Annotated in this window: 28 protein-coding genes and 1 tRNA gene; 24 read left to right on the top strand and 5 right to left on the bottom strand. The window is 34.0% G+C overall.

The window, feature by feature from the left end; all coding sequences use genetic code 11:
- The first annotated feature begins 7 nt into the window (after nucleotides 1–7).
- From F7O84_RS06225 to F7O84_RS06160, 14 genes are all read left to right on the top strand, one after another.
- Nucleotides 8–862, top strand: a complete 855-nt coding sequence (locus F7O84_RS06225) for a sulfate ABC transporter permease (protein ID WP_151143084.1) — start codon at nucleotides 8–10, stop codon at nucleotides 860–862.
- A 29-nt stretch (nucleotides 863–891) separates the two neighbouring features.
- Nucleotides 892–1956: an ABC transporter ATP-binding protein gene (locus F7O84_RS06220; protein ID WP_151143082.1), complete on the top strand. Its 1065-nt coding sequence runs from the start codon at nucleotides 892–894 to the stop codon at nucleotides 1954–1956.
- A 26-nt stretch (nucleotides 1957–1982) separates the two neighbouring features.
- A complete protein-coding gene (locus F7O84_RS06215; RefSeq protein ID WP_151143079.1) occupies nucleotides 1983–3668 on the top strand; it encodes an adenylyl-sulfate reductase subunit alpha in 1686 nt (561 codons plus the stop codon).
- Nucleotides 3652–3963 carry an indolepyruvate ferredoxin oxidoreductase subunit alpha gene (locus F7O84_RS06210; RefSeq protein WP_151143076.1) on the top strand — a complete coding sequence of 104 codons (312 nt, stop codon included), beginning with the start codon at nucleotides 3652–3654 and terminating at the stop codon, nucleotides 3961–3963. The genes F7O84_RS06215 and F7O84_RS06210 overlap by 17 nt, the downstream gene beginning before the upstream one ends.
- A gap of 11 nt (nucleotides 3964–3974) precedes the next feature.
- Nucleotides 3975–4877, top strand: a complete 903-nt coding sequence (gene cysD, locus F7O84_RS06205; protein ID WP_151143074.1) for a sulfate adenylyltransferase subunit CysD — start codon at nucleotides 3975–3977, stop codon at nucleotides 4875–4877.
- Nucleotides 4877–6568, top strand: coding sequence for a sulfate adenylyltransferase subunit 1 (locus F7O84_RS06200; protein WP_151143072.1), 1692 nt, complete (start codon nucleotides 4877–4879; stop codon nucleotides 6566–6568). The genes cysD and F7O84_RS06200 overlap by 1 nt, the downstream gene beginning before the upstream one ends.
- A 152-nt stretch (nucleotides 6569–6720) precedes the next feature.
- On the top strand, nucleotides 6721–7254 hold the full coding sequence (locus tag F7O84_RS06195; RefSeq protein WP_151143070.1) for a CDP-alcohol phosphatidyltransferase family protein: 534 nt from the start codon (nucleotides 6721–6723) through the stop codon (nucleotides 7252–7254).
- A gap of 101 nt (nucleotides 7255–7355) precedes the next feature.
- Nucleotides 7356–7742 carry a MerR family transcriptional regulator gene (locus F7O84_RS06190; protein WP_151143067.1) on the top strand — a complete coding sequence of 129 codons (387 nt, stop codon included), beginning with the start codon at nucleotides 7356–7358 and terminating at the stop codon, nucleotides 7740–7742.
- A gap of 20 nt (nucleotides 7743–7762) precedes the next feature.
- A complete protein-coding gene (locus F7O84_RS06185; RefSeq protein WP_151143065.1) occupies nucleotides 7763–8770 on the top strand; it encodes a Gfo/Idh/MocA family protein in 1008 nt (335 codons plus the stop codon).
- A gap of 97 nt (nucleotides 8771–8867) precedes the next feature.
- Nucleotides 8868–9854 carry an L-glyceraldehyde 3-phosphate reductase gene (gene mgrA / locus F7O84_RS06180; protein ID WP_279237985.1) on the top strand — a complete coding sequence of 329 codons (987 nt, stop codon included), beginning with the start codon at nucleotides 8868–8870 and terminating at the stop codon, nucleotides 9852–9854.
- Between the two features lie 164 nt (nucleotides 9855–10018).
- Nucleotides 10019–10261: a hypothetical protein gene (locus F7O84_RS06175; protein WP_151143061.1), complete on the top strand. Its 243-nt coding sequence runs from the start codon at nucleotides 10019–10021 to the stop codon at nucleotides 10259–10261.
- 150 nt (nucleotides 10262–10411) lie between these two features.
- Nucleotides 10412–11281 carry an SDR family oxidoreductase gene (locus tag F7O84_RS06170; protein ID WP_151143059.1) on the top strand — a complete coding sequence of 290 codons (870 nt, stop codon included), beginning with the start codon at nucleotides 10412–10414 and terminating at the stop codon, nucleotides 11279–11281.
- Between the two features lie 154 nt (nucleotides 11282–11435).
- A tRNA-Thr gene (locus F7O84_RS06165) sits at nucleotides 11436–11508 on the top strand.
- A gap of 253 nt (nucleotides 11509–11761) precedes the next feature.
- Nucleotides 11762–12721, top strand: coding sequence for a phosphotransferase family protein (locus F7O84_RS06160; protein WP_151143056.1), 960 nt, complete (start codon nucleotides 11762–11764; stop codon nucleotides 12719–12721).
- 356 nt (nucleotides 12722–13077) lie between these two features.
- Here F7O84_RS06160 and F7O84_RS18945 read toward each other — a convergent pair whose 3' ends face one another.
- Both F7O84_RS18945 and F7O84_RS19335 read right to left on the bottom strand, forming a co-directional pair.
- Entirely contained in the window at nucleotides 13078–13227 is a 150-nt protein-coding gene (locus F7O84_RS18945) for a hypothetical protein (protein WP_192451673.1), read from the bottom strand.
- A gap of 112 nt (nucleotides 13228–13339) precedes the next feature.
- Entirely contained in the window at nucleotides 13340–13474 is a 135-nt protein-coding gene (locus F7O84_RS19335) for a hypothetical protein (RefSeq protein ID WP_279237984.1), read from the bottom strand.
- Nucleotides 13475–13616: 142 nt separating this feature from the next.
- On the opposite strand from F7O84_RS19335, the gene F7O84_RS06155 reads away from it, so the two are divergent.
- Entirely contained in the window at nucleotides 13617–14153 is a 537-nt protein-coding gene (locus F7O84_RS06155; protein ID WP_151143053.1) for a hypothetical protein, read from the top strand.
- Nucleotides 14154–14387: a hypothetical protein gene (locus F7O84_RS06150; RefSeq protein ID WP_151143051.1), complete on the top strand. Its 234-nt coding sequence runs from the start codon at nucleotides 14154–14156 to the stop codon at nucleotides 14385–14387. It begins immediately after the preceding gene.
- Nucleotides 14388–14471: 84 nt separating this feature from the next.
- Here the strand turns inward: F7O84_RS06150 and F7O84_RS06145 are convergent, their stop codons facing one another.
- The gene (locus tag F7O84_RS06145) at nucleotides 14472–15269 is read right to left on the bottom strand and encodes an ABC transporter permease (RefSeq protein WP_151143049.1); all 798 of its coding nucleotides are present in this window, start codon (nucleotides 15267–15269) and stop codon (nucleotides 14472–14474) included.
- A complete protein-coding gene (locus tag F7O84_RS06140; protein ID WP_151143047.1) occupies nucleotides 15262–16029 on the bottom strand; it encodes an ABC transporter ATP-binding protein in 768 nt (255 codons plus the stop codon). Before F7O84_RS06140 ends, F7O84_RS06145 begins: the two co-directional genes overlap by 8 nt.
- 208 nt (nucleotides 16030–16237) lie before the next feature.
- Here F7O84_RS06140 and F7O84_RS06135 point away from each other — a divergent pair, with 208 nt between their 5' ends.
- The 8 genes from F7O84_RS06135 (at nucleotide 16238) to F7O84_RS06100 (ending at nucleotide 25532) form a co-directional block, all read left to right on the top strand.
- On the top strand, nucleotides 16238–16861 hold the full coding sequence (locus tag F7O84_RS06135) for an epoxyqueuosine reductase QueH (RefSeq protein ID WP_151143044.1): 624 nt from the start codon (nucleotides 16238–16240) through the stop codon (nucleotides 16859–16861).
- Nucleotides 16862–16929: 68 nt separating this feature from the next.
- Nucleotides 16930–18306 (top strand): argininosuccinate lyase, encoded by a 1377-nt coding sequence (gene argH / locus F7O84_RS06130; RefSeq protein WP_151143042.1) that lies wholly within the window; start codon nucleotides 16930–16932, stop codon nucleotides 18304–18306.
- 137 nt (nucleotides 18307–18443) lie between these two features.
- Nucleotides 18444–19529: an aspartate-semialdehyde dehydrogenase gene (gene asd, locus F7O84_RS06125; protein WP_151143040.1), complete on the top strand. Its 1086-nt coding sequence runs from the start codon at nucleotides 18444–18446 to the stop codon at nucleotides 19527–19529.
- Nucleotides 19530–19815: 286 nt separating this feature from the next.
- Entirely contained in the window at nucleotides 19816–21567 is a 1752-nt protein-coding gene (locus F7O84_RS06120; protein WP_151143038.1) for a sensor domain-containing protein, read from the top strand.
- Between the two features lie 145 nt (nucleotides 21568–21712).
- Nucleotides 21713–22597 carry a substrate-binding periplasmic protein gene (locus tag F7O84_RS06115; protein ID WP_151143036.1) on the top strand — a complete coding sequence of 295 codons (885 nt, stop codon included), beginning with the start codon at nucleotides 21713–21715 and terminating at the stop codon, nucleotides 22595–22597.
- A 161-nt stretch (nucleotides 22598–22758) separates the two neighbouring features.
- The gene (locus F7O84_RS06110; protein WP_151143034.1) at nucleotides 22759–23421 is read left to right on the top strand and encodes an amino acid ABC transporter permease; all 663 of its coding nucleotides are present in this window, start codon (nucleotides 22759–22761) and stop codon (nucleotides 23419–23421) included.
- A 19-nt stretch (nucleotides 23422–23440) separates the two neighbouring features.
- Nucleotides 23441–24193: an amino acid ABC transporter ATP-binding protein gene (locus F7O84_RS06105; protein WP_151143740.1), complete on the top strand. Its 753-nt coding sequence runs from the start codon at nucleotides 23441–23443 to the stop codon at nucleotides 24191–24193.
- Nucleotides 24194–24251: 58 nt separating this feature from the next.
- Nucleotides 24252–25532, top strand: a complete 1281-nt coding sequence (locus F7O84_RS06100; protein WP_151143032.1) for a bifunctional folylpolyglutamate synthase/dihydrofolate synthase — start codon at nucleotides 24252–24254, stop codon at nucleotides 25530–25532.
- Between the two features lie 62 nt (nucleotides 25533–25594).
- On the opposite strand, the gene F7O84_RS06095 is transcribed toward F7O84_RS06100, so the two are convergent.
- Nucleotides 25595–26638 (bottom strand): DUF5050 domain-containing protein, encoded by a 1044-nt coding sequence (locus tag F7O84_RS06095; protein WP_151143030.1) that lies wholly within the window; start codon nucleotides 26636–26638, stop codon nucleotides 25595–25597.
- Nucleotides 26639–26869 lie beyond the last annotated feature (231 nt).

Raw genomic sequence — 26869 nt, 5'->3', positions numbered from 1 at the left:
GGTTACGATGCAAGAGAATAAAAAAGATAAGAAAGCAGTTCAAATGATTCTGATTGCAATTAGTGTGTTATTTATTACATTTATGTTAGTAATTCCATTAATTTCAGTGATTATAAACTCCTTAAGTGAGGGCTTTGTTTATTACCTTAAATCCTTACAGTCAGAATACACCTTGTCAGCTCTTAAGGTTACACTATTTGCAACTGTAATAGCAGTGATTGTGAATTCTTTTTTTGGAATTATGGCTGCCTGGCTCATTACCAAGTTTTCCTTTAAAGGAAAACACATTCTTTCAACGTTAATAGACATTCCTTTTTCAATTTCTCCTGTCATAGCAGGTCTTGCCTTTATTATGACATTTGGAAGACTTGGGTGGGCAGGTTCTTATATTACAAAGATAAATGATTTATTAGGAACGAATATTCAGATTGTGTTTGCCATACCTGGTGTTGTTCTTGCAACCATTTTTGTTACTTTTCCTTTTATTTCAAGAGAAATTATTCCTGTACTAAACGCACAAGGAAAGGATGAAGAGGAAGCAGCGGCTTTGATGGGAGCAAGTGGTTTTACAATATTTCGTAAAATTACTCTTCCACATATTAAATGGGCTTTGCTTTATGGAATTATTTTATGTACGGCAAGAGCACTTGGAGAATTTGGAGCGGTAAATGCCTTGTCAAAAACAAGAGGAGAAACATTTACATTACCTCTAGAGATAGATGCCTTATATTTGGCAGGATCGAGTGATTCAATTACAGCAGCCTTTGCAGTATCCTCCATCCTTGTTATCATAGCGATTGTCGTAATCGTAGCCAGAAATATAGTGGAATATAAAGCAAAAAGAAAGATGGAAGATAGATAGATATCAGATTCTAGAATCAGGAGGTAAACATGTACGTAGAGTTAAAGAATATAGATAAGAACTATGGTAGTTATAAGGCGTCTGATAATATTAATATAGGAATTGAAAAAGGAAAGCTGGTTGCATTGCTTGGCCCTAGTGGTAGCGGAAAGACAACAATACTTCGTATGATTGCTGGATTAGAGACACCAAATGCAGGGGACATTATTATTGATGGTAACAGAGTAAATGATATCGCTCCTTCTGAAAGAGGCATCGGATTTGTATTCCAAAATTATGCCTTGTTTCGATACATGACGGTATATGAAAACTTAGCGTTTGGTCTTGAGATTAAGAAAGTACCGAAAAAACAGATAAAGGAACGAGTATCTGAATTGATTGAATTAACTGGTTTAAAAGGACTTGAAAAAAGATATCCGAATCAATTATCAGGTGGTCAAAGACAGCGTGTAGCCTTTGCAAGAGCATTGGCACCCAATCCAAGTTTACTTTTACTAGATGAGCCTTTTGCCGCAATTGATGCAAAGGTAAGAGCTGAACTTAGAAGCTGGTTACGTGAAATGATACATAAAGTAGGCATCACAAGTATATTTGTTACCCACGACCAAGATGAAGCCGTTGAAGTAGCAGATGAAATCATCATTACCAATAAAGGGCGTATTGAGCAAATAGCAACACCTATTGAAATATACAAGAATCCACAGACACCGTTTGTGGCTGAATTTATCGGTCAATCATCAAAAGTAGAAGGCTACTACAACTTAAGAGGCTTTGAAAAAGGAAGCTATAAAGGAGCTATCATTCGTCCTGAATTTGTAGAAAGCTTTAAAAGTGACAATATGAAATTTAAAGATGTCATTGCATATTCAGAGGATGGCATTATCGAAGACATATCGTTTCGAGGCAATTGTTTAGAAGTGAAACTACGAGTTGGAGATATTTTATTGACGACGAAACGTTCACTAGAGAGAAGACCGATACAAATTGGTGAGAAAATGCATGTCATTGTTTATCGGCTTTATGCATATGATGATGAACGAGCGTATCTATTAGAGAATAAAGAACTAATTGGCAAAGAAATCGTAACCTTTTAGTAAATGGATGGTGGAAGGTGAAACTTATGAGTAAAAAATTAGAACATATTGTCATTACAACCGATGTGCTTATCATCGGTGGAGGAACGGCTGGATGTTTTGCCGCTTTGACCTTAAGTAAAAATTCTAACTTAAATGTAGTGGTTGCTGAAAAGGCAAATGTAAAAAGAAGTGGATGCCTTGCGGCAGGTGTAAATGCGATAAATGCATATATTATTGAAGGTAGAAAACCAGAAGATTATGTGGATTATGCAACCAAGGATGCAGCGGGAATTGTTCGTCATGACCTGCTATTAACCGCAGCAAGGAAATTTAACGCTACAACAAAGGTAATGGAACAACTTGGTCTAGTAATCTTAAAGGATGAAAATGGAAAATACGTAGCAAGAGGTAATCGAAATATTAAGATTAATGGTGAAAATTTTAAGCCTATTTTGACAAAGGCAGTGGAAGAAGCAAAGCGTGTTACAATCTTAAACAATCTAAATATTACAGATTTATTAGTGGAAAATAATGAAGCAATGGGCGCAATCGGTTTTCATATATCACACGAAAAAGTGTATGAAATCAGAGCGCAAAAAGTATTGGTGGCAACGGGAGGAGCGGCAGGTCTTTATAAGCCAAATAATCCAGGATTTTCTCGTCATAAGATGTGGTATCCACCTTTTAACACAGGTGCTGGTTATGCAATGGGAATCTTAGCAGGTGCGGAAATGACCTCTTTTGAAATGCGTTTTATTGCACTTCGCTGTAAGGATACGATTGCGCCAACGGGTACGATTGCACAAGGGGTTGGTGCAAAGCAGGTGAATTCAAGAGGTGATGTATATGAAGAAAAATATGGCATTACCACGAGTGAACGTGTATATGGCACCGTAAAAGAGAATCAATTAGGAAATGGCCCATGTTATTTACAAACCAGTAAGATCGAAAAAGAAAAGGATGAGGAGTTATTAAAGGCATATCTAAATATGGCACCAAGCCAGACATTAAAGTGGATTGAAAGCGGAAAGAATCCAAGTGAGCAAGATGTAGAAATCGCTGGAACAGAACCCTATATTGTAGGTGGTCACACTGCAAGCGGGTATTGGGTGAACACAAAAAGAGAGACAACCATTAAGGGACTTTATGCGGCAGGAGATGTAGCAGGAGGATGTCCTCAAAAATATGTAACGGGAGCCTTAGCGGAAGGAGAAATTGCTGCACTTGATATCATAGATAAGTTTGATGCAACGAAGAGTATTCAAACAAATTCCTCATTTGTAAGCAAAAAAATGAAGGAGTATGAGGATATTCTCTATAACCAAAGCGATTTTTTTACAGTAGAAGAACTAGAAGAAGCGATGCAAAAGGTAATGGATGAATACGCAGGAGGAATTTCTACTCATTATCAATTTAATGAAAAACAATTAAAGTTGGCGGATGAAAAAATTGATCAGATTAGGCAAATGACGAAGCATGTAAGAGCAAATGATATGCACGAGCTGATGTTTGTTTATGAATTAAAGGAACGATTAACGGTTTGCAAATCTGTCATAGCTCATTTATTGCATCGAAAAGAAACCAGATGGCATTCCTTTAATGAAAATCTTGATTACCCAAATACAGATGAAGGGTACTTTAAATATATTAATTCGATTCTTGTAAATGATGAGTTAAAGATAATAGTAAGAGACATCATTAAGGAGGCAGATTATGAGCATACGAATTAATCAAGAAGCTTGTGTAGGCTGTCTAAAATGTATTAAGGTCTGTCCGGGAAGTTTAATTAAAGAGAAGGACAAAAAGGCATACATTAAGTATCCAAAAGACTGTTGGGGCTGTGTTTCCTGTGTGAAAGAATGTAAGTTTGATGCGATTGATTTTTATCTAGGAGCAGACATTGGAGGAAATGCTAGTACCATGAATGTCACTTATGAAGGAGATATACTTCATTGGAAGATTAAGAAAAGTGATGGAACTGTTAAGACAATCGATGTATTTAGCAAAGATTCAAACAAATATTAGGAGAGATGATTATGAGTGGATTATCACATCTAGATGAGTTAGAAGCAGAAGCAATCTATATTATAAGGGAAGTAGCAGCACAATGTGAAAAACCAGTTATGCTATATTCCATTGGGAAGGATAGTTCGGTCATGCTTCATTTGGCAATGAAAGCATTTTATCCAGAGAAACCGCCTTTTCCATTTATGCATGTAAATACAACCTGGAAATTCAAAGAGATGATAGAGTTTCGCGACAAAACTGCAAAGGAACTTGGCATTGAAATGATTGAATATATCAATCAAGAAGGAGTAGAGCGAGGAATCAATCCGTTTGACCATGGCTCTGCCTATACCGACATTATGAAAACGCAAGCCTTAAAGCAGGCACTTGATCAGTATGGTTTTACAGCCGCATTTGGTGGTGGTAGAAGAGATGAAGAAAAAAGTCGTGCAAAGGAGAGAATTTTTTCTTTTCGAAATGCATCTCATGCGTGGGATCCAAAAAATCAAAGACCAGAGATGTGGAAGCTTTACAATACGGAAATTAATAAAGGAGAAAGTATTCGTGTATTTCCAATCTCAAACTGGACAGAGAAAGATATCTGGCAGTACATACAAAGAGAAAATATACCTATTGTTCCACTTTATTTTGCGGCAGAAAGACCAGTTGTATTTCGCGATGGAAATATCATTATGGTAGATGATGATCGTATGAAATTAGATCAAGGAGAAGTTCCACAGATGAAAAAAGTGCGTTTTCGTACACTGGGATGTTACCCACTTTCAGGAGGGGTATTATCGGAGGCGGATACACTGGATCAAATCATAGAAGAAACATTAAGTTCCGTTGAGTCAGAACGAACCAGTCGTGTGATTGACAAAGACGGTGGTGCAGCTAGTATGGAAAAGAGAAAGAGGGAAGGGTATTTCTAATGAATGGATTGCTAAAATTTATAACATGTGGAAGCGTAGATGACGGTAAATCAACACTGATTGGGCATATTCTGTACGACTCAAAGCTTTTGTATACCGATCAAGAAAAAGCGTTGCTCCTTGATAGTAAAGTTGGTTCAAGAGGTGGAGCCATAGATTATTCTTTACTTTTAGATGGTTTAATGGCAGAAAGAGAACAAGGAATTACCATTGATGTTGCCTATCGTTATTTTACAACCGAACAGAGAAGTTTTATTGTAGCAGATACACCTGGACATGAGGAATATACTAGAAACATGGCTGTTGGTGCATCTTTTGCACAGCTTGCCATTATCCTAGTTGATGCAAAACAAGGAGTACTTATACAGACAAAACGCCATGCAAGAATTTGTTCACTTATGGGAATCAATCATTTTGTATTTGCAGTGAATAAAATGGATTTAGTAAACTACAGTCAACAAAGATTTCTTGAAATAAAAGAAGACATTGATATGCTTGTAAAAGAATTATCTTTAAAAAATAGTAAGATTATTCCAGTTAGTGCGACAGAAGGAGATAACGTAACTAAACCGTCAGAAAACATGAGCTGGTATCAAGATGAGATTTTAATGACACATTTGGAACGTGTCAATGTATCAGAAAGCGTAGAGAGCACTGATTTTTATATGCCAGTTCAAAGAGTTTGCCGTCCGAATCATAATTTTAGAGGATTTCAAGGGCAGATTGAGGCAGGGAAAGTGGTGGTAGGTCAAAAGTTGTTTTCTCTTCCTAGCAACGAAAGTGCACTAGTAGAAAGTATCTTAGTCGGTGATAAAGATGCAAAAGAAGCCGTTGCTGGTCAGGCAGTTACCATACAGCTAGATCGAGAAGTCGATGTAAGCCGAGGATGCGTTTTATCTGATTGTGAGAATCTTCCGGTTGCAAAGAATATAGTAACAACAATTTTGTGGATGGATGATGAGCCGCTTCATGTTGGAAAAGATTATCTGGTTAAAGTAGGAACTAAGATGATACCTGCCATAGTAAAAGACATTGAGTATAAGATTGACGTAAATACTGGAGAACACCTATCCATTGCTCAGGTTACAAAGAATGAAATCATCCGATGTGAAATAGAATTTACTGAAAAAATCGTAGTAGATGAGTTTCATAAAAATAAGACGCTTGGCGAGCTAATCATGATAGATCGTATCAGTCACATGACCTCTGCTTGCGGTGTTGTTGAGCATATTGAGACACATGGCGAAAAGCCATACTTTGAGAAAGAGTCTTTGAAGGCAAAAGGATATATTTTTGAAGAATTTTATTTTAACTTAGAAAATGCGTTTCTTTCTAGAACCAAGACGAAAGATAAGACCTATCATGTAGGAGATAGCATACCAACCGAAGGTGACAGTTTTAAATATCCTGATTTCTTCGATATTCTTTCGGTTGAAGATTCGGTAGCTGTGTTAATTCGAAACGCAAAAATTGCAGATATAATCTCTATTGATGTCTATGAGTATGGTGGTTTGCCGGTATTAGACGAGAGAGGTTTTGCACTACATATCAAATCACAGGCTGATGTCGATAACTATCTATATGAGTATAAACAATTATCCTCAGATAAAAAAATGACCTTCGTAAATAAGTGGTCAAGGTTTGAAGGATACCGAAGAATTGTATGCAACGATAATTTCTGGATGATTTAACTTATCAAAGAAATAATGATATTTCATTTAAATCATACTTCCTAAATCAATGATTCAATTGTATAATTGATTTAGGAAGTATTTTTATTATGTAAATAAGAACTGCGTCCTATTATATAAAGTTCTATGAACGAGATCTAAAAGAGGTGTATATGGTAAAAAAAGTTCCCAATCTTGTATCAATTATCAGAATCATTTTATCCATTATCTTACTATTTACAAAACCATTTTCAAACCAATTTTTTTTCCTTTATCTTGGGGGTGGGATAAGTGATATACTAGATGGATATATAGCAAGAAAGTACAAACTAACAAGTGAGTTTGGAGCATTACTTGATAGTATAGGGGATTTTATTTTTATTTTCGTTTTATTATATCTGCTATATCCTTATATAAGGTTGAATCAGCTACTAACAATATGGATTGCAGTGATTTGCGTCATACGTTTTAGTTCTATAATTGTGGCTTTGTTCCGATTTCATACGGTTGCCTTTTTACATACGTATTTAAATAAAGCAACGGGTCTTCTGCTTTTTTGTTTTCCAATCTTTTTTGTTTGGATTGGAATGGAGGTAACGGGTATCTTGCTTTGTTGTTTAGCGACGATTTCTGGGGTAGAAGAATTAATCATTCATATAAATGCAAAAGAACTCAATCGTAATATCATTTCGATATTTCATTTATAGACAGCGAATTGGCTAAAAATTGCTTATAAGAAAAGTTAAAGTAATAGATAATATTTAATAATTAATTTATGAAAGAACAAATAGGAGAGAGGAAAAAATGTATGGAATATACAATTAAACAAGTGTCCGAAAAAACGAATCTTTCTATTTATACACTAAGATACTATGATAAAGAAGGTCTTTTACCTTTAATAAAAAGAAGTGAATCGGGAATACGAAAATTTACAGATAATGATATTGAATGGATTAACCTGATTTGCTGCTTAAAAAACAGTGGGATGTCAATTGAACATATAAAGGAATTTATGTACTGCTGTTTAAAAGGTCAATCAGGTGTAGAAGAGAGAAAGATTATGCTACAAGCGCATAAGAAAAACATTGAAGAACAAATCAAACAACTTAATAAAAGTATGGAAATTGTTAATTATAAATTAGAACATTACAAAGAAATTGGTATTTTTCATATTGACGAATCACTCAATGGATGAAATGAGTTGGAGGTACTTGCATGAAATTAGGGATTTTAGGAACTGGTAAGATAGTACAGGAATTTTTATCTATTTCTTCAAAGCTTAATAAAATTGAGATAACAGCGGTTTGTAATGTTAGAGCCAGCAAGGATACAATTGTACAATTTGCAAAAGAGAACGATATAAAAGAAGGTTATCATAATTTTGAAGAATTGTTAGCAAGTGATGTGGATACGATATATATTGCTCTACCTAATCATTTGCACTTTAGCTTTGCAAAAAAAGCATTAGAAGCTAGAAAACATGTGATTGTTGAGAAACCATTTACAACAAACTATAAAGAAGCTATTATTTTAAGTGACTTGGCGCGTAGCAAGCAATTGTTTTTATTTGAGGCAATTACGAATCAGTATCTTCCAAATTATAAAAAAATCAAAGAATGGATACCAAGCCTTGGAAATGTAAAAATTATACAATGTAATTACTCACAGTATTCTTCCAGATACGACAGCTTTAAGGAAGGAAATGTATTGCCAGCCTTTGACCCTAAGTTTTCAGGGGGAGCGCTTATGGATTTGAATATTTATAATATTCATTACGTAGTTGGTTTATTTGGAAAACCAAATCAAGTTGAGTATTATCCGAATATCGTAAATGGGATTGACACATCGGGAATATTGATAATGAGTTATGATGGGTTTCAATGTGTTTGCATTGGTGCAAAAGACTGCAAAGCTCCCATTGCCATCAACATTCAAGGTGACAAAGGATGCATTCATCAAAATACACCTGCAAATACTTGCAAAAGCTTTGAAGTTCTTATGAATGATGGAACCGTATTTACGGTAAATGAAAACAGGAATGATCATAGAATGATAAGTGAATTTATTGCTTTTGAAGAAATGATAACAAATAACGATTTTACATCCTGCTATCAAATGCTTGATCATAGTTTACTAGTTTGCGAGATACAAACAAAGGCGAGAGAAAAGAGTAACATTATTTTTCCGGCAGATTTACAAATGATTGATGAAAAATTTGTATAAAAGGGATTGAAGTACAATAAAAAGCTTGACATAGAGCTAGCTCTAGGGAATAGAATAAGATTATGTATATAAAAATCAACCAACAGGAGGAATGATGATGTATCAACCAAGCGAAGAAAGATACGACAAAATGCAGTATAAAAGATGTGGTAAAAGTGGGCTTAAGCTTCCAAGAGTAGCACTTGGGTTATGGCACAATTTTGGTTCGATTGATTCTTATGAGAATCAAAAGGCATTAATTTTTAAAGCGTTTGATCTTGGCATCACACATTTTGATATCGCTAATAACTATGGACCGATTCCAGGATCCGCCGAAGAAAATTTTGGAAAAATGCTAAAAAATGAATTATCTGGTTATCGAGATGAATTAGTTATTTCTACAAAAGCAGGATATACCATGTGGCCAGGCCCATACGGAGATTGGGGTTCAAAAAAATATTTAGTTTCAAGCTTAGATCAAAGTTTAAAAAGATTAGGACTTGATTATGTTGATATATTTTATCATCACAGACCAGACCCAGAGACTCCACTTGAAGAGACAATGGATGCTTTAACCCAGATTGTTCGAAGTGGAAAAGCTTTGTATGTTGGTTTATCGAATTATCCGGCAGAGGAAACCAAAAAAGCATCAGAAATATTGAAGGCAAATCGTACACCTTGCCTTATTCATCAACCAAAGTATAATATGTTTAATCGTTGGGTGGAAGACGGTCTATTAGATGTACTAGAAGAAGAAGGGATTGGATCTATTGCGTTTTGTCCATTGGCGCAAGGATTGTTAACCGATAAGTATATAAATGGTATTCCAAAGGATTCTAGAGCAGCAAACCAAAGTGTTTTCCTACAAAGCAAAGATGTAACGCAAGATGTCATTAACAAAGTAGTTAAGCTAAATGAAATAGCTTCAAATAGAGGTCAAACCTTGGCGCAGATGGCTTTGGCATGGGTACTGCGAAACGATCGTGTAACAACAGTATTAATAGGTGCAAGTAAAGTAAAACAAATAGAAGATAATGTTGAAATTGTTAAGAAACTTGAATTTACAAAAGAAGAACTTGATGCAATCGATGAAATCTTGAAATAAAAAGAGGAGGGCCCGGATTGGGGGAATCCGGGCTTTTTGAAAAAAGTGTTTATGTAATCAAAGTATTGAATCACTTTGTATGAATCTAATATACCTCTAATTTGTGTAGGGGATTTGAAAAATTATTGAAATAATTGTGAAGTAATAAAAAGGTAGTGATAAAAGTGAAACAAATTGAATTTCGAATGGAACGACCTAACTTAGTAAAAGTTGGAGATCAAGTTGAGGTAAGTGCAAGAGAACTTCAGACCTTGCAAGGATTAATGTATTGCTATACGATAGAGCCGGCAGTGGCAATGAGCGGAAATATTCCGTTTAGCGATAAGGTGTACGAATCGACAGGCATGGTAAGTAAGGTTGAAGAAGGTCCAAGTTATTGGACAGTTACAGTTGATTTTGAAAATTAAAGATATACATAGGGTATAACGCAAAGAACTATGTTTTAAATCTATAAATGATATATAAAAATCTATTATGTTAAAAGTTTGATTCATATAAATAAATATCTCCATATTGAAACACAATATAGTTATAAAACAATAAGGAGATAATGCTTCATGAAAGAGAATGAAATGTATACCACAGAGGAAATTCAAGGTCAGACACAACCAATTCCAGGGAAGGAAAGTCAGATGGATCCTGAGCCAATCTATGATAATCCAGATTATAAAGGTGCAGGAAGACTAAAAGGAAAGACAGCTATCATAACAGGTGGTGATAGTGGAATTGGCAGAGCAATCTCGGTCGCGTTTGCAAAAGAAGGCTGCAATGTCGTCATAGTCTATAATGCAGCAGATAATGATGCAAATACTACGAAGCAAGTAGTTGAAGAATATCAAAGTAAAGCGCTATTGATAAAGGGTGATGTTGGGGATAGTAATTTTTGTAATCAAATAGTAGATAAAACATTACAAGAATTTCATACCTTGGATATTATCGTAAATAATGCGGCAGAACAACATCTACAAAAGAAGTTGGAAGATATCACGGATGAGCAGATACAAAGGACATTTCAGACGAATATTTTTGCTATGTTTTATTTAACCAGAGCGGCACTTCCTCATCTGAAAGAAAATAGTGCAATCATTAATACTGGTTCTATTACCGCTTTTAAGGGAAATGCAGATTTATTGGATTATTCCTCAACAAAAGGTGCAATATCCGCCTTTACAAGATCGTTGTCTACGAATCTGGCAGACCGAAAGATAAGAGTAAACCAAGTGGCACCAGGGCCTATTTGGACTCCGTTAATTGTGTCTACATTAGATAAGAATACGGTAGGAACATTTGGTAAGGACACACCTTTAAAACGACCTGGTCAACCCGTTGAGGTAGCGGAAGCATATGTGTTCTTGGCTTCAGATGCATCCACTTATATCACGGGTCAGACCATTCATATCAATGGCGGTACCATTGTGAATGGATAATAGAAAGAACTTAAGAAAACTACAAATTACAAACAAATTTAAACCAAAGTCTAAAAATTTCCTTGGCTTTGGTTTTTTACATAATAAATAGCAAAAAACTCTTGCAAATTTATAAAAAAGAATATATAATCACATATGGTTGATTTTTCAACAGGCTTCCGTGGCTCAGTTGGTAGAGCGATTGATTCGTAATCAATAGACCGTGGGTTCGAGTCCCATCGGAAGCTTTTAAAGTTATAAGCTGTATTTTCTTGGTAATAAACCAATGGGAATGCAGCTTTTTTAGTACTAAGAAAACTCGCAGAACTTAACCTATGGCTGTTTTTAAAATATTTGACATATAATCGTTAAATTGCTATACTGAACATGTTCAAACAAAGTTCAGTATAACCATGCTTTGCATGAACTTGCAGGAATAAGTGTTGTAAGATTCTTAAAACCAAAAAGCACTTATTTTTAGAAAAGGAGGCGTTCATAGAGATGGCACACTTAACAAAGAATATTCAAAGTGAATCTACACTTATGAAGTTAATTTGTCATGCATTTCCTGAAAGAAAGCTGGAACGATTGCATGAGTTGACAGAAGGATATTTCAATATCGCTTATGAAGTATCTTTTGAGGATGGAACAAAAAGTATTCTAAAGATAGCACCTGATCCGAAAGTAACGGTTATGACCTATGAAAAAAATATTATGGAAGTGGAAGTACGTTCCATGCAATTAGTAGCACAAAAAACTAAGGTTTTGTTGCCGGAAGTGGAGTTTTATGATTCATCCTGTACACTATGTGGTGCCTCTTATTTTTTTATGAAAAAGATACCTGGTAAAAGCCTATCTTCTCAAAAATCTGTGCTTTCGAAGGAGCAAGTGAGTCATATTAACTTTCGAGTGGGTTCTCTTAACAAAGAAATTAATCAAATAACAAATGATTACTTTGGATATCCTGGTCAAAGTTTATTGCAAGGTAAAAAGTGGTTTGATGTTTTTTGTGCAATGATAAAGGCTGTTATACTGGATGCAGAGAAAGAAAACATTGATCTTACAATATCTTCGAGTGAACTTTTAAAATTACTTGAAAAAGATAAGGAGTGTTTCCAAAGTATTACAGTCCCTCGTTTGGTTCATTGGGACCTATGGGACGGGAATGTCTTTGTAAAAGATGGGAATATTACAGGTTTAATCGATTGGGAACGTTGTTTGTGGGGTGATCCTCTTTTAGAAGTTGGTTTCAGATCCTACTCCCAATCAACAGACTTTTTAAGGGGATACCAAATTGAGGAATTTACAGAAGAACAAAAACGAAGAATTCTTTGGTACGATCTTTATTTACTCATGATTGTTGCACAGGAACCTGTCTATCGAGGATATGAAACGACAAATTCCTATCAATGGGCAACAAAATTATTACGTGAAATATATACGAAGTTACATAATGCATAACTCAATGGTATAGAGTAGTGAAAAGGTTCCTCCCAAGTACGGGAAGAACCTTTTAGAATTTATTTACAATATTTAGCGATCAAATTTAATAGGTCGTTTAAGTTACATGAGCTAAAGTTAAAACACATATCCCAGAACCTCCTTTAAGTTTTGTTTTCTTAAGAACAAATTCATTGTAACATTATTGTAACAAATATGTAATAGATAATGAATGGTAAACAAGAAAGTAATTGGATAATTTGGAAATATACATGTTAAGGGGAACCTTGCTAAGAGGTTAATTTATACCAGTAGATTTACAAAGGTACAAGGATAAAAGTTGGTACCTTTGTAAAATCTAATAGATTTTCTTAAAGTTATTCAGCGATATCATCGTCTGGGGTAGTATCTGGTACAAGGGGAATCGGCATAGGCATTGGATCTAGCGGATTCACAGGCGGAATTGGAATAAAAGGTACATCATCACCTGATTTGTTTTGAACAGATTCATTCTCATCTTTCAACATATATACACCACCTTTCATCAGATAATATGGAAAGAGGAATTTTCTAGTGGAGTAGGTCATATACGAAAAGAAGTATATGACCTATTTGTGTCTATAGTATCATTATGAAACATTAGTTTCCACCTGGACCGTCTTGTCTTGGTCTAGTTGATTCAGGGAGAGGTTCAATTGAAGTTTTTGGCAACTGTGTTTTTTCTTTGTTCGTATATTTATCTACGGTTATTTCTTTATTACTTTTTTTATTCATGAATACACCACCTTTCAAACATAGTATTTACAAGTTATAAAAAAATATTTGTTCCGAAAGAAAGTGTCTTGAATGTTTTCAAGTTTGTTCGCATACATTTATAAAAATTATGGAAGAAAAAGAAATTAAGGCATGATTATGGATGGGATATTATAAAATGGCACTAGAACAAGAACCGCAAATATCCGCACTCGTAAGAGAAATAGCAGATAAATCTGGAATGGAAACTCGAAGTTTTGATTCTAGATTAAAAACAAAGATAGCTTATTTAAAAAAACTAAAAAAAAACCATTTGCTTCATAAAACGAATTGTGAAATATCTGATATCTTACGTTATACGTATATTACCACTGCAGACACTCTAGCACAAAAGACACTAGAAGTCATTGAGATGTATAAGAGTTTGGGCTATGAGACAGTTGAAATAAAAAATTATTGGCTTATGAACTTTTACCCTTATAACGGCATCAATACAGTCATTGTTTCTCCAAATGGATTAAAATTTGAATTACAATATCATACAATGGAAAGCTACGAAATAAGAGAAAAAATACACGATTTATATGAAGAGTGGAGAAATCTGCCAGAAACTTCGATGAAAGCGAAGGAACTAAACCGTAAAATGTTTGAGGGCTATAAAGGAGCCGTAGTCCCTAAGGATATTAAGAAGGTGAAATAAATGGATGAGCTAGTGTATTATTTTATTATGCATGATTTGAATCAAATTGGAAAAATGGAGGATTTTGTATATTATATTTATGAAAAAGATAGAGGATGGATACCAGATATCAATCATCTTCTTTCAGACCGTCTAATGGGATATGATGGATTATTTGTAGGTTGTATTAGTATGTTATCTAAAGTAGATGAAATTACAAAGGAAAAGGCATATCAGATGATTCAAACCATGTAAGATAAGGAAAACAAAAAAATAATTTGACATTTTCATATAAAAAGGCTTATAAGAATTCGCGATTTTCTTATAAGCCTTTTATCATTAAATATGCTTGAGATACATTTTTTCTAATAGATTGATTGCTTTGTAAAGTAACATGGCAATAATACAAAGGATAACAATACTCATAATAACCCAATCAAGCTTGAAGACTTGACTACCGTAGATAATTAGATAACCAAGTCCTTTCCTTGCGGCTAGAAATTCTCCAATTACAACACCAACCAAAGATAAGCCAATATTTACTTTCATCGTGCTAATAATAATTGGGATAGAGCTAGGTAGAACAACCTTTAATAAAACGTTAGTCTTATTCCCACCTAAAGTATAAATTAATTTGATTTTATCTAGGTTAACCTCCTTAAAACCTGTATATAAATTAATAATTGTACCAAAGATTGCAACTGAAATACCTGCGACAATAATCGTTCTCATATTTGCACCTAGCCATACAATCAATAAAGGAGCCAATGCTGATTTGGGAAGGCTGTTTAAGACAACCAGATAAGGCTCCAGGATTTTTGATAACTTTTCATTCGACCACAAAATGACTGAAATAAGAATTCCAATTACAATGACCAAAAAGAAACTTAAAAATGTCTCAGTTAGTGTAATAAAAATATGGTGGAGAATGGTTCCATCTTTTAACATGGAATAAAAGCAGGCAAAGATTTTAATAGGACTGCTAAAAATAAACGAATCAATGATTCCAAAACTTGCAGTTAATTGCCAAATTATAATAAACGCAAAAAAGATAGCAATGCGATACCTTGTAACGCTACGTCTGTATTTTGTCTTTTGTTTGATAAATTCAAGTTGACGAATGGATATGTCATTCATAATCGTTTAGCTCCTTCCAAATTGCATTAAAATAATCTTTAAACTCAGGTGCATTACGACAAGCGAGCGGGGTTTTGTTTTCTAATGCAAATTCTATAGGGAAAATAGATTTAATTGTAGCTGGGCGCTTAGACAAAACAATTACTTTATCGCCAAGACTTATGGCTTCTGATAAATCATGTGTTACTAAAATAGCGGTCTTTTTCTCTTTTTTTATAATGCAACCGATATCATCACTTACGGTTAGGCGTGTCTGATAATCAAGAGCCGAGAATGGCTCGTCAAGTAATAATATGGAAGGTTTTAGGGCGAGGGTGCGAATCAAAGCAGCACGTTGTCTCATCCCCCCAGAAAGCTCAGAAGGCCTTTTATCTTTAAAAGCTTCAAGTCCGTAATTAATAAGCATTTCATTTACACTATCCAAATATTCTTGTGTTAGCTTTTTTTGAATTTCTAGTCCCAAAATCACATTTTTGTAGATGCTTCGCCATTCAAAAAGATGATCTCTTTGAAGCATATAACCAATACTGGCGCGAGCATTTGATACATTGGTTCCATTTATTTTAATGTCTCCTAGTTCAGGAGAGATGAGTCCGGCAATTAAAGATAAAAGAGTTGACTTTCCGCATCCGCTGGGCCCCACAATTGCGATAAATTCTCCTTCTTTTACGTCAAATGATATATTATTTAAAGCTGGTGTTTCACCAGACAAACTGTGATAAGCATAGCTTACAGATTCAAGTTCAAGTAAAGGTTTCATATAAGTCCTCCATTATATTTATACATTATTGTATGAAAAGAGGGCTAGAATGTGCAAAGTTGAACATATCTAAGAAAAGTAAATCAATCCCTATCATATTGGATATAGAACACATATTGAATAAATAAGCAAGCTATACTATAATTGACTAAGCAAAATATGTGTTATTAAGAGTGTTTCACATAGATGCAAATGATGGAGGTTGTCTATGAATGTTTTAAATTATCAAAAAGAATTGGATCGTGTGATTCAACAATTACAAACAGAAGAAAAAACACCAAGTTTACTTTTACATAGTTGCTGTGCACCTTGTAGTAGTTATGTTTTGGAATATTTGTCACAATATTTTAAAATTACAATATTTTATTATAACCCTAATATTTATCCTGCAAGTGAATATGAAAGACGTGTCATTGAACAAAAGGAACTTATAAAAGCAATTCCAGCCAAACATGAAATTCAATTTATGACAGGAGAATATGATACAAAAGCCTTTTATGAGATAGCAAAAGGATTAGAGAATGAGAAAGAAGGTGGGCAACGTTGTTTTTCTTGTTATGAATTAAGACTAAGAAATACTGCAAAGCTCGCAAAAGAAAAAAACTTTGATTATTTTACAACGACTTTATCTATCAGTCCTATGAAAAATGCTGGCAAATTAAATGAAATTGGAAGTATATTGGAAAAAGAGTTGAAAGTAAATTATTTATACTCTGACTTTAAGAAAAAGAATGGTTATAAAAGGTCTATTGAATTATCAAAGGAATTTGATTTATACCGACAAGATTATTGTGGATGTATTTTTTCAATAAGAAATAAGGAAGAAAAATAGATTGTTAAATATGAATAATTATGCTATTATAATGAAATAATATACAAACAAGAAAAGAGGAATACGATATGGCACAATTGTGGGGCGGGCGCTTTACAAAAGAAACAGATCAATTAGTTTATAATTTCAATGCATCAATTTCATTTGATCAAAAATTTTACAAGCAAGATATTGCTGGAAGCATAGCACACGTTACAATGCTAGCAAAACAAAATATTTTATCAGAGGCTGAAAAAGAAGATATTATAAAAGGTTTAAATGAAATATTAGAAGAGGTAGAAAATGGAGCATTAGAAATTACGCAGGAATATGAAGATATTCATAGCTTTGTAGAAGCAAATCTAATCAAAAAAATTGGTGAAACAGGGAAAAAGCTTCATACTGGAAGAAGTAGAAACGATCAAGTTGCTTTGGATATGAAATTATATGTTCGAGATGAAATTCAAGAACTAGATCAGCTTTTAAAAGAGCTATTACAGGCACTTCTAACAATTATGAAAGAGCATATACAAACATTCATGCCTGGCTTTACACATCTACAAAAAGCACAACCTACGACTCTTTCACATCATGTTGGTGCTTATTTTGAAATGTTTAAAAGGGATCGATTGCGTCTGAGTGATATATACAAAAGAATGAATCTTTGCCCTCTTGGTTCAGGAGCTTTGGCAGGGACGACGTATCCACTTGACAGGGAATATACGGCTTCGTTACTTGAATTTGATGGTGCAACAAGAAATAGCATGGACTCTGTTTCTGATCGAGACTATTTGATAGAATTACTGTCAGCATTGTCTACTATTATGATGCATTTGAGTCGCTTTTCGGAAGAGATTATTATATGGAATACCAACGAATATCGCTTTGTAGAATTAGATGATGCATATAGCACTGGAAGCAGCATTATGCCTCAGAAAAAGAATCCAGATATTGCAGAATTAGTTCGTGGTAAAACTGGAAGAGTATATGGAGCACTAATGTCAATGCTTACAACAATGAAGGGGATTCCACTGGCGTACAACAAAGATATGCAAGAGGATAAAGAATTAACCTTTGATGCAATTGATACAGTAAAAGGGTGTCTTGCTTTATTTACGGGTATGATAAAGACAACAACTTTTCGTAAAGAAATAATGGAAGAAAGTGCAAAAGGTGGATTTACGAATGCAACAGATGTTGCAGATTATTTAGTAAATAAGGGGGTTGCTTTCCGCGATGCGCATAGCATATCGGGAAGACTAGTGCTACTTTGTATTGAAAAAAATTGTGCGCTAGATGATTTACAACTAGAAGACTTTAAAAACGAACATGAATTGTTTGAAAAAGACATTTATGATGCTATTAGTTTGACCACTTGTGTAAATAAAAGAGAGACAATAGGAGCACCTGGTAAGAGTGTTATGGAACAGGTAATTAGTGAATATAAAAAATATTTAGAGGAATAAATCATAAAAAAGTGTTGCATTATTGCGAATAATAGTATAATATATTTATTACAAAGACAAATGTGCGCGGTAGGAGAACAAAGGGCTTGAATCTCACTTTCTGCGTACTTCGAAATAATGCAAAGAGGAGATTTGTTATGAGTCAGAAATTGAAAGTGGGTATCCTTGGCGGTACAGGTATGGTAGGACAGCGTTTTATATCATTATTAGAAAACCATCCGTGGTTTGAAGTGGTTGTAGTAGCAGCAAGTCCACGTTCGGCAGGGAAGACCTATGAAGAAGCTGTTGGTGACAGATGGAAAATGAAAACTCCTATGCCAGAAGCAGTTAAGAAACTAGTGGTAATGAATGTAAATGAAGTTGAGACAGTTGCAGCAAAGGTAGATTTTGTTTTTAGTGCAGTTGATATGTCCAAAGAAGAAATTAAGGCAATTGAAGAGGCATATGCAAAAACGGAAACTCCTGTTGTATCAAATAATAGTGCTCATCGTTGGACACCAGATGTACCGATGGTGATACCAGAAATTAATCCAGAACATTTTGATGTGATAAAATTTCAAAAAGAACGTTTGGGAACAAAGAAAGGCTTTGTAGCGGTAAAACCAAACTGTTCGATTCAAAGTTATGCTCCTTGCTTAGCAGCATGGAAAGAGTTTGAACCAGCAACTGTAGTTGTTAGCACGTATCAAGCAATATCAGGGGCAGGAAAAACCTTTTTAGAGTGGCCAGAAATGGTAGAAAATGTAATACCATTTATTGGGGGAGAAGAAGAAAAGAGTGAAGAAGAGCCTTTAAGAGTATTTGGTAAAATAGAAGATGGTGTAATTGTAAAAGCCAATGAACCAGCAATTACGGCTCAATGCATTCGCATCCCAGTATTAGATGGACACACAGCTTCTGTGTATATTTCATTTAAGAAAAAACCAACAAAAGAACAATTAATTCAAAAATTAGTAGAGTACAAAGGACTTCCACAAGAATATCAACTTCCAAGCGCACCAAAGCAATTTATTCAATATATGGAAGAAGAGAATCGTCCACAGGTAAAAGCAGATATCAATTATGAAGATGGAATGGGTATCTCAATTGGAAGAATAAGAGAAGACAATGTATTTGATTATAAATTTGTTGGATTATCCCATAATACGGTAAGAGGAGCAGCAGGTGGGGCAGTATTATGCGCTGAGCTACTAAAAGCCGAAGGATATATTCAAGCTAAATAAATGCAATAAAGAAACAATAGATTAGTATAAAATGTTAATCTATTGTTTTTTTATGCACAAATTGGTAAGATTTATTTGTAAAATATTGTTGCATTTATAAGCGAAATCAATTATTATATGTTAGGTAATTTGTAAAATTAGTGTTAATTTAAAGCCAAATACTTTAAATTAATAAATAAAGCAGGTTTATAAATTAAATTAATAAATATGTATTTATATTTATGCTATAATAGTAAAAGATATAAATTTAAAATACATTACGCTAAAGTAATTGAGGTGATTGATTGTGGATTTGGATGATAAGGATATGGAATGTTCAAATGAGTCATTAAAATTTAAGATTGACTTAATGAGAGCAGAAACGGAAAAACTTATGTATCATGAACATATTTATAAAGCCGCATTAAATATGTCAGAAGATGCTTTTATATATGAGGACATCAAGAATGGAGTCGTTGTTGTTTCAGAAAGATTCAACAGTATGTTTGGTTTGCAGGAAGAAAAAAGTTTTAATCAAAATATCCTAATTCAATCAATCAGTGAAGATGATAAAACCATTATAAGCAGATTATTGTCCACCAAATCAGATGAATTTTCCAATCGTATCATTGAATTTAGATTATCGGATAATAAAACCTGGATTATGGCGAACGTTAAAATAACAAACGATGAAGAGAATAAACCTACTGAGAAGATTATATTTTTTAGAAATATCACTTCGGTAAAAAAGAAAAATGAAGAATTAAAATATATGGCTTATTTTGATTTGCTTACGGGTTTATTCAATCGGAATTATTTTGTAAAACGATTAAATGATTCTTTATTGATAGCGGATAAGGAAAGAGTAAGCGTAGCTGTATTATACATTGATATTGATGATTTTAAAGTAATCAATGACAGCATGGGGATTGTAGCTGGAGATGAAGTCATTCAAATGTTTGCAAAGGATATTGAGGGCTTATTAGATGAAAATATGTTTGCGGCAAGGATGACCAACGATGAATTTTGCATAGCAGTGATTAATCCAGTCGGGAATCGTACGATTGATAAAATATATACTCAAATCTGTGAACTTACCAAAAAAACATATAAGCTCATTAATGGTAGAGAAACGCACTTTACCGTAAGTATTGGAGTTGCAGAATATCCAGAGTGTGGAGACAATGCACTAAGCATCATAAAAAATGCAGAGATTGCTTTATTTGATGTAAAAAAGAATGGTAAAAATCATATTTGTTATTTTGATCAGCAAATGTACAGTAGTTTTTTAGAGGCACTTCGATTAGAGCGACAATTGAGTATGGCAATTGATAAGGAAGATTTTGTACTTTATTATCAACCACAATTTGATACAATGTCTGGAAAATTAAGAGGTGTGGAAGCCTTGGTTCGATGGAAAAGTGATGGAAAAATAATTTCTCCAGATGTATTTATACCAGTATCTGAACGGAATGGTTCTATTATATCAATCGGCGATTGGGTAATCAATAAGGCGATTGCAACGTTATCAAAATGGAAGAATGAGCTTTGCTACGATGGAATTATGTCCATTAATATTTCGACTTTACAAATTCGAAAAGAAGATTTTGTACGGAAATTAAAGGCAACCATTGATAAGTATTATGTAAATCCAGAAGATGTTGAGATTGAAATTACGGAAAGTGTTTTGATTGAAGACTTAGAAGGCGTTATTTCAAAAATAAATACAATGCGAGCATATGGTATTAAGGTTTCCCTAGATGATTTTGGGACAGGCTTTTCCTCGTTAGCGTATTTAAAGGATTTGCCAATTGATACCTTAAAGATAGATAAATCATTTATAGATGGAATTGCTACCGATTCCTCTACCGCAATCATAACTTCTTCGGTTATTAACATGGTGAAACAGTTAGGTGTTGAGACCGTTGCAGAAGGAGTAGAAAACAAAGAACAGTTTGAATATCTTAAGAAAATGAACTGCGATAATATTCAGGGTTATTTACTAGGACGTCCTATGAGTGAAGAAGATGTGGAAGAGCTGATTTTAAGAAATTCTTGACACATGCAATTCATAGAGATAGTACTACTCATTGGTCAATGGAATTGACGAAGGACCAGAGTAGTGGTAAATTAATTAGTAAAGACAACTGGGTCAAAATCTGGTTGTCTTTTGCTATATAAAAATATATCGAGGAGGAAATTTTATGAAATTAAGAAAATTAACAGCAGTTACCATAATGACTGCTATGGTATTTACCTTAGCGGCATGCCAAAGTAACACACAACCAAAAGAATCAGAGAGTACAACAACACAAGGGACAGAAGGTACAGCTTCAGAAGACACAACTTCAGAAGAGAAAGCAGCATCTAACTCCCTTACCATTGAAGATGGAGTATTACAAGTTGGTATGGAAATGGGATACCCTCCAATGGAATATCTAGATGAAGACGGAACAACACCAATTGGTTTTGATGTGGATGTTGCAAAAGCGATTGGAGCAGAACTTGGACTTGAAGTTAAATTCTTAAATACCGCATGGGATGGAATCTTTGCATCTCTTGACAGTGATCGATTTGATTGCATTATTTCAGGTGTAAGTATAAAGCCAGATCGTGAGGCTAATTATAATCTATCAAAACCTTATATTGCGAACCGAGTGGTTATGGTGACTGCAAAGGATTCAGCGTTAACTACACCACAAGACTTGAGTGGCAAAAGTGTTGCAGTACAAACAGAAACGACTGCGGATGACTATATGAAAGAATTACAGGCAAATGGACTTGATGTAGAAATTTTACCATATGACAGAGTCATTCAATGCTTTGATGATTTAAAGGTTGGAAGAATCGAAGCAGTTGTAACAGACAGCGTTGTTGCGGCTTACTACATGGGAACCGATGCAGATAAATATGTAACTGCTTGGGAAAGTGAGGAAGCAGAACCAATGGCCATCTGCTTGAAAAAAGGAAATGATACCTTATTAGCAGAAATTGAAAAAGCAGTAGATACACTTTATGAGAATGGAACAATGGCAGAGTTATCGACTAAATACTTTGGTAAAGATGTAACCAATGGTGTTAGAGAGTAATAGATAAGCCACTTAGTTAGCACTACTTTGTCTAAGGACATGAAACTATCATGTCCTTGGCATTTTCTATTGTCATATACAATGGAGTGTATCATCTATTTTATATGACAATAGAAAATGAATGAAAGTTAACATATGAAAGCGAAGGGAAGAATTTAAGTATGGCAGGTACATTAGAAAAAATGATTGGCTGGTTACCAGCATTATTAGAAGGTTTAAAAATTACATTATCCTTATCCGTCATTTCTGTATTGGTAGGGTTAATACTCAGTTTGTTTTTAGCATTAGGAAAGATGTCAAAAAATAAGATTATACAAAGATTAAGTGGAGCGTATATTTTCTTCTTTCGAGGAACTCCTCTATTAATGCAATTGTATTTTGTTTATTATGCGCTTCCTCAAATTAATCCAGCTTTTACAATTAAAAGTAGATTTATAGCTGCCTTTATTGCTTTTGCATTAAACTCTGCAGCTTATCAGGCTGAAATTATAAGAGCAGCAATCCAATCCATAGATAAAGGACAATTTGAAGCAGCAAGAGCTCTTGGAATGAGCCATGCACAAACCATGCGACTTATTATTATACCACAGTCGTATCGAAGACTTATTCCGCCAGTAGGAAATGAATTTATTATGGTTATTAAAGATACCTCCTTGGTATCTACGATTGCCTTGGTTGACTTGATGAAGCGTACCTCACAGATACAGTCATCTGCATCAACCGCATTGGTATATATACCCGCAATGATTATGTATTTGCTTGTAACAGCGGTATTTACATATGTATTTAATTATTTAGAGAAGAAATTCTCCGTATACGAATAGGAGGTAAGACAATATGGCAATGATAAAGACGGAAAACGTATGTAAAGATTTTGGGGACTTGAAGGTTTTAAAAAATATTAGTCTTACAGTGGAACAAGGAGAAGTACTATGTATTATCGGACCTTCCGGGGCAGGTAAATCCACGTATTTACGTTCCTTGAATCGATTGGAGAAAATTACAGAAGGTTCTATTTATATAGAGGATAAATTATTAGAACAAAGAGAAAAGGGTGTTCGTATCAATAAAGTTACATCAAAGGAAAGAGCGGATATCTTATTAGAAGTGGGAATGGTATTTCAAAGATTTAATTTGTTCCCGCATAAGACAGTTCTTGAAAATGTAATGATAGCACCAATGAATGTAAAAAAAGTAAGTAAAGCAGAAGCCGAAGAGACAGCAAAAGATTTGCTAAAAAAAGTTGGGTTGGAAGATAAAATGGATGCCTATCCATCCAAACTCTCAGGTGGTCAGCAACAAAGAGTTGCGATTGCCAGAGCATTAGCAATGAAGCCAAAGATTATGTTGTTTGATGAACCCACCTCTGCTCTTGACCCAGAACTAGTAGGTGAAGTTTTAAACGTAATGAAAAAACTTGCAGAAGATGGTATGACGATGCTAGTTGTAACTCATGAGATGGGATTTGCCAAAGAAGTTGCAGATAGAGTCGTATTTATGTATCAGGGTGAGATTGAAGAAATTGGAACACCAGAACAGATTTTTACAAATCCAAAAAGTGAGAGAACAAAACAGTTTTTGAATAAGGTATTATAATGGTGGTTATTTATTAACCCAGTCATGATGTTTTGGATAAACGTAGGTGAGTGAAAAAATGACATATCAAGAGGCAAAAGAATATTTAGAAGAAATTACGAAATATGGAAGTGTTTTGGGACTCGATAGCATAAGAGAGCTTTTAAAAAGGCTGAATAATCCACAAAATAACTTAAAATTTGTTCATGTTGCAGGAACGAATGGAAAAGGATCTACAGTTGCTTTTATCACATCCATTCTTAGGGCGGCAGGCTACAAAACTGGAAGATATACCTCTCCGAGTGTCTTTTCTTATCGAGAAAAAATACAAGTAAATGGCTCTGATATTTCAAAAGATACGTTTGCAGAAATTACATTAAAAATGAAAGATGTGATTGATGAGATGTGTCTTGATGGTTTATCTCACCCAACTATATTTGAGGTGGAGACTGCAATTGCCTTTTTGTATTTTGAACAAGTATCCTGCGACGTTGTAGTACTAGAGACAGGATTAGGTGGGCTATTAGACGCTACCAATATTGTAGAGAATACTTTGGTAGCTGTATTAACTTCGATTAGCATGGATCATGTAGAATTTTTAGGAAATACATTAGAAGAGATTGCTTTTCATAAGGCAGGTATCATTAAGAAGGATGCAATCGTAGTAAGTATGGAACAAAGTTTCAATGCAATGGCTGTTATAGAACGTAAATGTAGTGAGGGAAATAATACACTATTAATCGCAAGAAAGAGCAATGTAAAGCAAATTTGTAATGTAGACTTAAGCGTTTGTTTTCAATATAAAGATTATAAAAAGATAGAGATTGGCTTACTTGGTAATTTTCAGATGGACAATGCAATTTTATCCATTGAAGCGGCACATGCATTAATTGAAAAGGGTTTTAATATCAATAGCGAAGCAATTCGATTGGGATTAAAGCAAGCGGTTTGGCCTGGACGATTCACTGTAATACGAAAAGAACCGTTGGTTTTAATTGACGGTGCGCATAATGAGGCAGCAGCTATTTGCCTGAAAGAAACCATTTTAACACATTTCAAACATAAAAGGCTAATGTTTGTAATTGGCGTATTTGCTGATAAAGATTATGAAAAGATATTAAAGATTACAGCACCTTTGGCTTGTTCGATTCTTACTGTTACCATACCAGATAATAAAAGAGCATTGAATGGCAAGATTCTTGCGAAAACGGCAGAGAAATATCATAATAATGTGCGGTATATGACAAGCATAGAAGAAGCTGCTTGCGTATGTTTAGAACAAAAAGATGTGGATGTGATTCTAGCCTTTGGTTCCTTGTCTTATTTAGCACATTTTACAGATTGTATAAAATCAATGTGATAAGAAAAAAGTAGCTTGTGTAAATGACTCACTAGATTCATCTTACACAAGCTACTTTTTCTTTAGTTTGTTTTAATGGCATCTGCGGCTTCATCAAACCTTGATACTTCAATTTCACCAGAGGTTTTCATACGAAAGATTGGTGTATCATAACCAAATCGGTTGAAATAAACATATTCTGAAGTTACATTAATGTTACAAAAATTACCGTTTAATATTATTTCTGTCTCAGTACCATCTTTTTTCATTCGGCATAAACTAGGATCAGTTGCATCATTTATCTGATAGTAAATATATTCTCCATACAAATTGTAGGTATCAATTCTTTCAGAAGTAAGGTTTTGCTTTTCGAGGGTGGTAAGATTGATTCGTGAGAGTGTATAATTATTTTCTATATCCATAAAATATATGTAATTATCATCATAAATTGGATTCCAGCATGTTCCTTCGTAGACAAGTGAGGTACTTCCTGTTTCAATATCCATTGCCATAAGGTTATAGTTATCAACCACATTATTATAATACATAGTTCCGTTAACAATGCAGGAAGGATTGATAGCGGAATTTTCCAAATCTTTTTTCGTGACACCATCTATGGAAATGCTTTTTAAGGTCAATGCAGTTTCTGTATCATATTTTTGGTAAAATACTTGATTGTTTCCAAGACTTACGACTCCACAAGTTTCTTTGCTTAAGTTAAATAAATTCTTTCCAGTTTGGTCGATTCGATACACACCAAATAGATTACCTCTAAAAATTTCTCCGATATTATCTTCATTTAGATTGTTTCTAGAGTAGTAAATATATTTACCAGCAGCATTGATGTAAGAAACAGTATCATCAAAAAGTTTTAAAATATGAGTCCCATCTGGATTCATGACATAAAGATCACCTTGATCATAAGAATTACTGAAGAATACTTTGTTATCAAATTCACAAAATATACCTTTGTTATATAAATTTCCAGCCGTATTACCTGAAATATTACCTATATTTAAAAAAGTTCTTTTGCTTAAGCGATATGAAACTGAAAGTGAAACTATTATGATTAAAATAGCCATAACAACTAGAAGTGGAATAAATTTTGTCTTTGACTTCTGTTTCATACTCAATCCCCCCTGATATTTAATTTATATAAATACTGCACTTTGTGCACAATATTGAATATTTTGTTGAAATCTTAAAGATATCTTACTATTTATTTAAGTTTATTATATAATTTTCGACATAATTTTGCAACAATTATTCTTTATAAAAAATGTGTTAAGAAAATATATAAACTGGTGAAAACCTAAATATTATGTTATAATTAACCTCAAAAATAGTTACATTCAAGC

This window comes from Candidatus Galacturonatibacter soehngenii, from assembly GCF_008830185.1.
Taxonomy (GTDB): domain Bacteria; phylum Bacillota; class Clostridia; order Lachnospirales; family Lachnospiraceae; genus Lachnotalea; species Lachnotalea soehngenii.
Note: the sequence above shows the minus strand (reverse complement) of the source record. Positions and strands in the feature narration are given on the sequence as shown.